A 10034-nucleotide genomic window follows, 5' to 3' on the forward strand; every position below is an offset into this window, starting at 1 on the left:
CTCGGTTGACCTAGAAACTCGGTTTGCCGACGGTCTTCCGGTAGCGAAAGCCGATCGCGGGAAAGTGGAACAGGCGATCATAAATTTGGTCAGGAACGCATCTGATGCGATGCCGGACGGTGGCACGCTGATGGTCGAGACCTCGCGTGAGAATCTCAACTCGCAACAGGTTGCGTCTTTCGAGAGAGCGAACCCCGGGACTTTTGTGCGGCTGAGTATCCTCGATACGGGACACGGGATGAGTCCGGATATTCAGAAACGCATCTTTGAACCGTTCTTCACGACCAAACCGATCGGCCGAGGCACCGGTCTCGGTCTTTCGACCGCGTTCGCGGACATTACCCACATGTCAGGCGGACTCGAAGTTGAAAGTGAAGTTGGCAAAGGAACGGCGTTCCATATCTACCTGCCAATCGAAGCAGCTCGTCAGAGCACTCCGTGATTACTGGTGCAAGTCCGGTGGTGAATGTCGCTGCCTGAAATGGCAACAGGAACGATCGAATCTTGCAACACGAGGTGCGGTCGCGCCAGTGCGTCTATGGTCGTTGTCTTCTTCGCCGCAATAGAACCGTAGCGATCGGTACCATGGCGAGAAGCGACGTCGGTTCCGAGACCGCGCAGGTTCCGATTTTCAAGACAACGTAGTCCGCGTGTTCACCTTCTCCCCAACGCCAGTAATATGATTCTGCGAGGGAGAGTCCCATGGTTTCAAATGAGGCGTTTACTGTTCCCGAGAAGGTAATCGGTTCACCGGAGACATAGTCTTTCGGAACACCTAGACCAACCTGCGTGTCGTTAACGCCCACAAACGAAACGTCGTTGAGAAGTTGAAACGGATTGCCCTGAGTCTGGGTCATGCCTAGCAGACCACAATTGGCACCGAATGAACCAGGAGAGGTAAGCCCCGTGTAAAGGTCCACTTCACCACCGAAACCGAGGAGTCCTGAGTCGGGGTGTACAAGGCCGAACGGCGAATTGGTGCCCACGTATTCTAAATCGGTCAGGTCGAGAGACCCGGTCCCCTGGAAGTAAACACCACCGGAACCGTTTTCGGTAGCGCATATCACGACCTCAGCGTTGACGACGTTCGTGCTCCATGACACTAACGGGATCATTGATAGCAGGGCTGTGTGCAGGCAATCACGGACTGACATGGGAAGGTCTCGCGTCAAAATGAGTTGACAATTTGACTGTTTTGTAGCGAGTGTTCAGTGGGAAGCAATCCGAATTCGTGACGCTTCATCAACACTTAAACCATGTTAAGAAATGATGTGTGTGAACGTTCGTGCCAGTTACGAGAGGTGAACGTTTGTTGTGATTTTGCGGTGAATTGTTGCGCGTTGCTGATGTTCGGATCTGCTATGGTTGTTGGTCGACACGCAGGACGTGCGTAATGGTGCCCGTGGTGATCGCTGGCTGAATGGGGCACGTCTTGGGCGCTGTCGTTTTCCCTCGCCAAGAAATCCGAACTTTCAATCTACGTATGACTTTGATTTTTTGCTTTGGCTCTCGAAATTTGTTCAGTAGGCTGGTTTGTCTAGTGGTCTGCTGCGTAAGTGCATCTCAGACGATGGCAGCGACCGTGTTGACGGTGAGTCCTGATGGGCCGATTCGCGGCCTCGCGGAGGCTCGCGATGCAATCCGTACGCAACGCATCGACAAGCCCAACGAAGCGTTCCGCGTCGTGGTAGAGGATGGCGTCTACCGGATCACAGAACCGATCTTGTTCGAAGTTGGTGATGGTAATGTCATCTATGAAGCCGCCCCAGACGCGTCGCCGATTCTTTCGGGAGGCCAACGGATTACTTCGAAATGGACCAAAGTCGCAGACGCCGATGGTCTGTGGAAATGTGACCTCTCATCCGTAAAGCGGTTTGAACAATTGTGGGTGAACGGAACGCGAGCCATCCGTGCACGTGAGCCAGATTCGTTCTTCCATTACCTGCGTGATGCGAAGCAGGTAGACATGGAAGATGGTCGGCGTGCCCGGCAGGTGCTCGCGGCCAACCCCGGTGACTTGACGGGGTTGAAGACGTTAAGCGAAGACGAAATTCGCGACGTGCAATTGCTGGCGTTTCATAAATGGGACATCACGCGTCGCTTTTTAGATGACGCGGATCCTGCGTCGGGGCGGCTCGTCGTTTCGGGCCGCCCGATGAAACCGTGGAACCCGCTGACCCGTAACACCGGCTTTGTGCTGGAGAACTATGCGGGTGCGTTGGACGAGCCGGGCGAGTTCTTTCTATCGAAGGATGGTTGGTTGACCTACCGTCCACGTCCAGACGAAGTCTTGTCTACCGGCGATGCCAATAGCAACGGCGACGCCAAAAGCATTGCCAAGAACGTTGCCAAGAACGTTGCCAAAAACACTGCCGAGAGCGTTGCCAAAAACACTGCCGAGTGCGTCTTTCCTGTCTGTGACCAATTGTTGATCGTCCAAGGTGACTCCGCCAATGGACGTTTTGTAGAAGACCTCGTCTTTCGCGGAATCTCTTTTCGACATTCGGGGCACGAGACGCCTCCCGGTGGACATGAGCCCGCGCAAGCCGCCGCCTACATCGAAGCCTCAGTGCAGGTTGATGGTGCCAGGAACGTTGTTATCGAAGACTGCGAGATTGCTCATGTCAGCAACTACGGCGTGTGGTTCCGCAAAGGATGCAGCGGCTGTCGTTTGCAGAATTCCTGGTTGCATGACCTCGGTGCAGGAGGCGTTCGGATCGGGGAAATGTCGATTGCGGCCAAGGAGTCCGATCGGACCCGGGAGAATAGTGTCGATAACAACATTATTCACGATGCCGGGCATCTCTTCCCGTGTGCCGTAGGGGGTTGGATCGGAAACAGTGGTTTCAACGATGTCACGCACAATGAAATCGCGGATATGTACTACACCGGTATTTCTGTGGGGTGGCGATGGGGGTATGACGAAAGTTTGGCGAAGAACAACCGTGTTGAATTCAATCATATTCATCACATCGGAAAGGGATGGCTTAGTGACATGGGAGGTATTTACACGCTCGGCCCATCACCTGGAACGGTTCTTCGCGGTAATCGAATTCATGACATCGAATCCTGGGGCTATGGCGGGTGGGGGCTGTACAACGACGAGGGAAGCACCGGCATCTTGTTAGAAAACAATCTCGTCTATCGAACCAAATCAGGCGGGTACCACCAGCATTACGGTCGCGAGAATATCATTCGAAACAACATTTTTGCCTTCGGACGCGAGTATCAGGTTCGACGAAGCAAGGCTGAAAATCATCTCTCGTTTACGTTTGAACGCAACATTGTTCTGTATGACAGCGAGACCCTGTTTTATGGCAAGTGGGGAGATGATGGCGTGAAGATCGGCGGCAACTTGTACTGGCGAATTGGAGGCGATGTGGACCTCGGTGAAGTGGATACCAGTGAAGAGTCAACGATCGAAAACCCGCGATTTGCTGACCCGGAAAACGACGATTTTCAGTTGATCGACGAAACGGCTACTTCCAAAATTGGATTCCAGCGTTTCGATTGGCACCGAGCAGGCGTTTACGGTAGGAAGGCTTGGGTTGAGAAAGCGTCTGTGTTGCCGATGCCCGAGCGATCCGTTCCGCCCGAACCGCTTCCCCCGCCACCCCCAACGTTTGAAGAGGACTTCGAAGACCAACTGTTGCCGCTGGGAATCGGAATTAGTGTTGAAAAGAACCGGAGTGATATTCGTGTCATCGAATCGCCATTGGCCAAGAGCGGCAAACATGTTTTGGAGCTAGTCGATGCACCGGGGCAGAAGCATCGATACTACCCGATGTTCACTTTTGAACCGAAGCTTCGAGAAGGCGTTGGGACATGCCGGTTTTCGATCCGGTTGAATGAAGGTTCGGTGTTTCAGCATGAATGGAGAGATTCGGCGACCCCGTATCGAACCGGACCCTCGTTGTGGTTTGAAAAGGGAGAGCTTCGCAGCGGCGACAAAGTTTTGATGGAGATTCCCGTCGGCAAATGGATCGACGTCGAGGTCACCGCGGGACTCGGGAAGAAAGCAGGCCAGTGGATGGTCTCAGTCGCGGGTGACGGAGTGGAAAACCACGTATTTCGAGACCTACCGTTGGTGCACCCTCAGTGGAAACATCTCGACTGGATCGGTTTTGTCAGCCAAGCGAACACCGACGCGGTCGTCTATCTCGACGACTTGGATTTAGACGTTCGGAAGTAATCCCCTGCGTTCTCTCGCGTGGTTGCTCGCCTGCTGATGCGGTTCTTCTCGGCAACGAAGTTCTTCAACGGGGATTCTGTGTTGGCGTCCGCAATCCGGTATCGAGGAAAGCTGAGACCTATCCGAGAACCTCGATAAACCATTGGCCGACGGGCGTTAGCTTCGGTTATCCCATGGAAGCTTCGGTTATCCCATTGAAATCGAGGCCAACGCCGATCGGCTGATAACTTCTCAGAAAGGCTCCTGAGGAAGCGATCAGCTTCACGATCGTGACCGATGAGGCAGAAGTCGTGGATTTAGGAACGGAGTTTAGGATCAGGGGTGAAGACGGCCGTCAAACGGAAGTTCATGACATCGAAGGTTTGGTTGAGGTTTTTCCTCGTGAGGATTCAAGCAATCGTTCTGCCTCTACAGCGATTGCCTAACATGGACACACGACCGACCTGACAACCAATGGCGAGATTCCATTTTCGGGTCCATCCGGGAAGTTCGTGGGTTTGCTAGGATTCTCCGCAAAGGAGAATCGCGAAGCAAGACAAGGACCTCTATCAACAGATTCTGGGTTTGAAATCGCCTTGGACGGTCAGTGACGTTCAACTGGATCATGATCAGTCAGAGATTCGGATCAAAGTGGACCACGCCCGCGGTACGAAGTTCTGTTGGCCGGAATGCCAATCCGAGTTGGCATGTCACGACCACACTGATGAGCGACGGTGGCGTCACCTTGATTCATGCCAGTTCAAGACGATTCTTGTTGCTCGGATCCCGCGAGTGAAGTGCCCGACACACGGCGTCAAGAATGTGGACGTCCCTTGGGCTGAAAAGCACAGTCGATTCACAATCATGTTTGAGTGGTTCTCGATCGACGTCCTCTTGGCGACACAAACGGTCAAAGGAGCAATGAGCATTCTTGGCACTAGGTGGGACCAAACCTGGAATATCATCGCGCAGGCTGTCCGCCGTGGCAAAACTCGAAAGCGGATAACCCTGATGCCTTGTCTCGGACTCGACGAGAAGGCTTTCAAGAAGGGGCACAGCCAGGGCGATTGCGCCATACTGGGCAATCTGCGAAGCTGAGCAAGGGTTCGTGATTGGGTAGCTGGTTTGCAGCAACCGGGCGAATCAACTCGCCTCGGATTCTTTCGATGGAACGCTCCGCTTCGTTGGATCAGGCAATGATGTCGTGGGCGATGTTGCCGTGGACGTCGGTGAGTCGATAATCTCGACCGGCGTGCCGATAGGTTAATTGTTCGTGGTCGAGGCCCAGTAGGTGCAGAATCGTGGCGCGCCAGTCGTGGATGTGAACTGGATTCTCAACAGCTTCGTAACCGTGTTCATCGGTCGCGCCATACGAGACTCCGCCTTTGACTCCGCCGCCTGCCATCCAAAGTGTGTAACCTTTGTTGATATGGTCTCGCCCATCCCTTCCCTGACGATTTGGGGTGCGACCAAACTCGCCTCCCCAAATCACAAGCGTGTCTTTTAACATGTCGCGTTCTTTGAGGTCTTTCAGGAGTCCGGCAATCGGAAGGTCGACAGCTTCGCAGCGTGTCGGCAGGTTCTCGGACAATTTGGAGTGATGATCCCAGATGCCGTATGAAATCTCGACAAATCGGACGCCCGCTTCCACGAATCCTCGCGCCATCAAGCATTGCCGGCCGAAGCTATCGGTCGCGCTGTTGCCGATGCCATACTGTTGCAGTGTTTGAGCGGTTTCCTGCGAAGTATCCATCAGCTGGGGCATCGTGTCCTGCATTCGGTAACCAAGTTCAAATGACTCGATGACGCCCTCGATGTTCCGCTGAGACCCTGTCGATCGGTCGAGCATCCCGCGGTTGAGTTGTTGAATGAAATCGATTTGCCGGCGTTGATCCTGTCGGCTCAGGTTTGGATTGTCGATGTCGATGGCCTTTTGCGGACCCGATCTGCGGCCGGAACCTCGACCAAGTCGAGAACCGGAGTAGACCGATGGCAGGAAGGCACTGTTGTAACTTGGCGCACCGGCAGCGGGCGGAGTCAGAGACAGGAACCCCGGCATGTTTTCATTTTCCGTGCCGAGACCGTAGACAACCCACGATCCAAGTGACGGGCGAATAAACGTCGACGTGCCCGTGTGCATTTGAACCATCGCACTCGGATGAGCCGGCTGATCGCAGTGCATCGAACGAATCAATGCAAGATCGTCAGCATGGCGGGCGACGTTCGGAAAGAGTTCGGAGATCCATAGTCCGCTGTCTCCATGCCGAGAGAATTCAAATGGACTGCCCCATAGAGTCCCACCGTACTTTCCCGCTTTGCCATCGTCGGCGATAAGCTGAGGCTTGTAGTCGAACGTGTCGAGATGCGAGGGAGCGCCGTCCATGTACAGAAAGATCACGCGTTTGGCTTTGGCCGGAAAATGCGGTGTCTTGGGCGCGAGAGGGTTTTGTTGAGATGACTCGGCAGCAGCGACTCTGGCAGCCATCTCGGCAAACGCGAGGTAGCCAAAACCGGCCGAAGTGCTGCGCAGGAAGTGGCGGCGACTGGCGATGGGACTGAATGGTTGTGTCATCAAAGTTTCCTCAGGTGAGCGAAGGCGACGGTGGATTTCGCTTGGTTCTGCGTTTTACGTTTAACCGGTAGCCGAAGGCGTCGTTTCCACGAGTGATGTCGACGCCTTCGGCTGCCGGTTAAACGAAGAGATCGGTGGTCATGGGTATTCGTTGAATCAATACACGTAGCGAAATTCGGCAGAAGCGAGCAGAGACTGACAAAGAAGTTCCAGGCCTTTTTCAGTGCCATTGAAATCTGCAAGCAGTGCTTTGGCAGTCCGAAGCTCCGACGTCTGCGGCAGTCGTGCGTAAGCCAAGCGGAAGGCCAACTTGATTTGCTGCGTTGGAGTCGCTGCTTCGTCAGCAATCCGTGTGGCGAATGCTTTGGACTGTCGCAGAACGAACGGGTTGTTGAGTAGGTAAAGTGCTTGGTCCGCAGTGTTCGATGTCTCACGACGACCGACGATGGCGTTGCTGTCCGCGAAATCAAAAACGTCGAGCGAACGAGGCGTCTCGTTTCGCGCCTGGGGGAGATAGACACTCCGAAAGTTGGCGTCGACCATGTCGAGTCGTCCCGGTGGAACGTCCCCGGCATCGCTGTTTCCGCGTCCGCCCGCCGAGGCTCTTCCGCCGCGTTGCATGCCACCGCGTTGTATTTCACCACGCCCCATTCCTCCACCGCCATTCTGGCCCATGTTGTCACCGCCAGGCCTCATTCCATTACCCGGTCCTCTGGCCTGTGTACGTGTGCCGGGGCCTGCGCCATCTCCGGGACCGCCACGTTGCAAGCGGCCACTTGGTCCCATACCACCGCCACCCATACCTCCGCCGCCCATCCGACCCGCCATGTCTCCGACGCCGTTGGAAATTTCTTCAAGAACTCCATTGCGGATTCGGACAAAACCAGCGTTTGCGATCTCGGAGCCGTGAGGTGGTTTCAAGTCAAGCTGACCGCTGACGGCGAGCATGTTGTCGCGGATCGATTCGGCATCCAATCGCCTAGGATGACCTCGCCAAAGAAGCGAATTCGTAGGATCAAATTCGTAGGCTTCCTCGTTCATGTCTGTGCGTTGTCGATACAAACGCGACGTGGCAATGTCACGTACGAGCGACTTAACGGACCAGTTGGACTCGATGAACCGAGCCGTCAGAAAGTCGAGCAATTCAGGATGGGATGGCGGTTGCCCCGTTGCACCGAAATCACTCGGGGACGCGATGATTCCCTGACCCACCATAAAATGCCAGACGCGATTCACCATCACGCGGGCCGTCAGTGGATTTTGGTCGCTGGCAATCCACTCGGCGAGTTGCCGACGTCCACTCGTTTGTTTGTCGATACGAGCGGGTCGGGTCGACAGCACACTCGGGAATCCGCGAGGAATCACGTCGCCGCGTTGATCGACTTCGCCGCGATAAAGTAATGTTGCGTCGCCGGGACTCGCGCTACACTGCACGCCCATGCAAAAGCTGATTGGGCGACCGTTTTCATCCAATCCCGCGAGTTCATTTTCAAGTTGGCCGATGTAGATCCGTTTCTGTATTCCAACAAAACGTGAACCTTGTCCAAGTTCCGAACGCAGAGTCGCGATATTATCTTTCAAGTCCGATAGTTCGGCTTGGGTGTAAATCTTTTGTCCTGGGCTTGGGGCATCGACAGGGTACTCAAGAATCCCGCTGTCCTGCTGGACCATGGGATTGGTCGACGCCTTTTGGCTTCCGTAAAAGGTGTTGGTGCTTTCAAAAAAGCCCGACATGGCGTAGTAGTCCGACTGCGGGATCGCATCGAACTTGTGATCGTGACAACGCGCGCACGCTAGCGACATCCCAAGAAAAACGCGTGACGTCACGTCGACCTGTTCGTCGATCAAGTCCGAGCGGAATTTCAACGAGTCCATATCGTTGATGTTCTTCGGTCCAATGGCGAGAAAGGAAGTGGCTACCAGTTGTTCTGCCCACGTTTCGTCGTCAGCCGCAGGAAGCAAGTCACCCGCGATTTGTTCCTGCACGAATTCGTTGTAGGGTTTGTCTGCGTTGAAGGCATCGATGACGTAGTCGCGATAGCGATAAGCAAATGGATACGTCAGGTTCACCGCGTGCCCGGTCGATTCGCCATAGCGAGCAACATCAAGCCAGTGTCGTCCCCATCGTTCCCCGAATTGTGGTTGTTTCAAGTAATGGTCAACCACTTTTGATATTGCCGCATCTGGATCGTCCGCCCACATGTGGCTGAATTTCTCGATTTGAGTGAGCGACGGAGGGAGGCCTACAAGGTCAAAACTGAGCCGTCGCAGAATTCGATAGGGCTCGTCATCCTCGCTGGGTTTAAGTTCCGCCTCTTCAAGCCTTGCGAGCACGAAGCGATCAACGTCCGTTTTCGGCCAATCCTCGCGATCAACCTTTGGCGGCTGAGTTTCCTTGATTGGCTGATAGGCCCAAAACGACTCTTGAGCTCGCCGCACATCGGCTTTCGATACCGTGGACTTCACCAATGCGGCCGCTGATTCGCGAGGATCGGGTGCGCCCATCTCGATCCACTCTCGAAAGTCGTCGATCACTTGCTTAGACAGCTTCCGCTTCGGCGGCATCACCAGTCCGTCATGATTCATCGCCGTGAACAGCAGGCTTTCGGCTGGCTGTCCGGGAACAACAGCGGACCCGCTTTCGCCTCCAATCAGCAACAACTGCCTCGTGTCCAGTCGCAGGCCTCCACGAATTTTCCCCGTTCGATCCGAATGACAGCCATAGCATTCTTTCACAAGGACAGGACGGATCTTGCTCTCGAAGAACGCAATCTGTTCTCGAGAGAAGTCATCGGCCCCGCTCGTCGCGGGCAACAAGGCCGCTGCTACAAAGGCACAAAGAACGGATCGAATTATCATCACGTGTACATCCAATAGGATCTGACTTCTGAACTTCAGTGCGTTTTGCGCGGAGGTTTTGGCCAGGAAAATGGGGGCAGGAAAATGAAATGCTCTTTAGCGCGCCGCGAGTACGTTATTTTCCTGCCCCCATTTTCCTGCCAATGTTTTCGTTTGCGGCTCGCCGCATTAGGCATGAAAGGACTTACTCATTTCGACGATGAACATTGGCTGTGCGATCATTTACTCATCACGACTGGAACGTTGAGGAAGTGTTGCTCCGGACAGTGAGTCACCTTTCTAATCCTGATTACAAAGTGTTGTTGAATGGTTTAACGGCTCTCGATTTCATTCAAACTGGCGTCGACGATGACTCGCACGTGATCGCTAAGTCGATTGCGGCGCCCATCATTCTACGACACCTCACCGACCATTCGGCGTCGCGGCTCTCAG

General features: G+C 54.4%; 7 protein-coding genes. 4 read left to right on the plus strand and 3 right to left on the minus strand.

Going from position 1 to position 10034, the window contains the following annotated elements:
• A partial coding sequence (locus RSSM_RS06550) for a sensor histidine kinase (protein ID WP_044301449.1) occupies positions 1–442 on the plus strand: 442 nt, incomplete at its 5' end.
• A 94-nt stretch (positions 443–536) separates the two neighbouring features.
• Here RSSM_RS06550 and RSSM_RS06555 read toward each other — a convergent pair.
• A complete protein-coding gene (locus RSSM_RS06555) occupies positions 537–1154 on the minus strand; it encodes a hypothetical protein (RefSeq protein WP_144059613.1) in 618 nt (205 codons plus the stop codon).
• A 416-nt stretch (positions 1155–1570) separates the two neighbouring features.
• On the opposite strand from RSSM_RS06555, the gene RSSM_RS06560 reads away from it, so the two are divergent.
• Together RSSM_RS06560 and RSSM_RS32320 are read left to right on the plus strand one after the other, a co-directional pair.
• On the plus strand, positions 1571–4192 hold the full coding sequence (locus RSSM_RS06560; RefSeq protein WP_008675834.1) for a right-handed parallel beta-helix repeat-containing protein: 2622 nt from the start codon (positions 1571–1573) through the stop codon (positions 4190–4192).
• Between the two features lie 630 nt (positions 4193–4822).
• The gene (locus tag RSSM_RS32320; RefSeq protein WP_236620990.1) at positions 4823–5269 is read left to right on the plus strand and encodes a transposase family protein; all 447 of its coding nucleotides are present in this window, start codon (positions 4823–4825) and stop codon (positions 5267–5269) included.
• A 91-nt stretch (positions 5270–5360) separates the two neighbouring features.
• On the opposite strand, the gene RSSM_RS06570 is transcribed toward RSSM_RS32320, so the two are convergent.
• Complete coding sequence (locus RSSM_RS06570) at positions 5361–6743, minus strand: DUF1501 domain-containing protein (protein ID WP_008675837.1); 1383 nt, start codon at positions 6741–6743, stop codon at positions 5361–5363.
• A gap of 156 nt (positions 6744–6899) precedes the next feature.
• Positions 6900–9602 carry a PSD1 and planctomycete cytochrome C domain-containing protein gene (locus RSSM_RS06575; protein WP_044301452.1) on the minus strand — a complete coding sequence of 901 codons (2703 nt, stop codon included), beginning with the start codon at positions 9600–9602 and terminating at the stop codon, positions 6900–6902.
• A 212-nt stretch (positions 9603–9814) separates the two neighbouring features.
• Here RSSM_RS06575 and RSSM_RS34570 point away from each other — a divergent pair.
• Positions 9815–10034: hypothetical protein (locus RSSM_RS34570; RefSeq protein WP_236620989.1), on the plus strand; the 220-nt coding region annotated here is incomplete at its 3' end.

The organism is Aporhodopirellula sallentina SM41 (genome assembly GCF_000346505.1).
Taxonomy (GTDB): Bacteria; Planctomycetota; Planctomycetia; order Pirellulales; family Pirellulaceae; genus Rhodopirellula; species Rhodopirellula sallentina.

Bases quoted from the DNA above. Each gene is read 5' to 3' on its own strand.
- RSSM_RS06555 (WP_144059613.1), bottom strand. From the start codon at position 1,154: ATGTCAGTCCGTGATTGCCTGCACACAGCCCTGCTATCAATGATCCCG.
- RSSM_RS06570 (WP_008675837.1), bottom strand. From the start codon at position 6,743: ATGACACAACCATTCAGTCCCATCGCCAGTCGCCGCCACTTCCTGCGC.
- RSSM_RS06560 (WP_008675834.1), top strand. From the start codon at position 1,571: ATGGCAGCGACCGTGTTGACGGTGAGTCCTGATGGGCCGATTCGCGGC.
- RSSM_RS06575 (WP_044301452.1), bottom strand. From the start codon at position 9,602: ATGATAATTCGATCCGTTCTTTGTGCCTTTGTAGCAGCGGCCTTGTTG.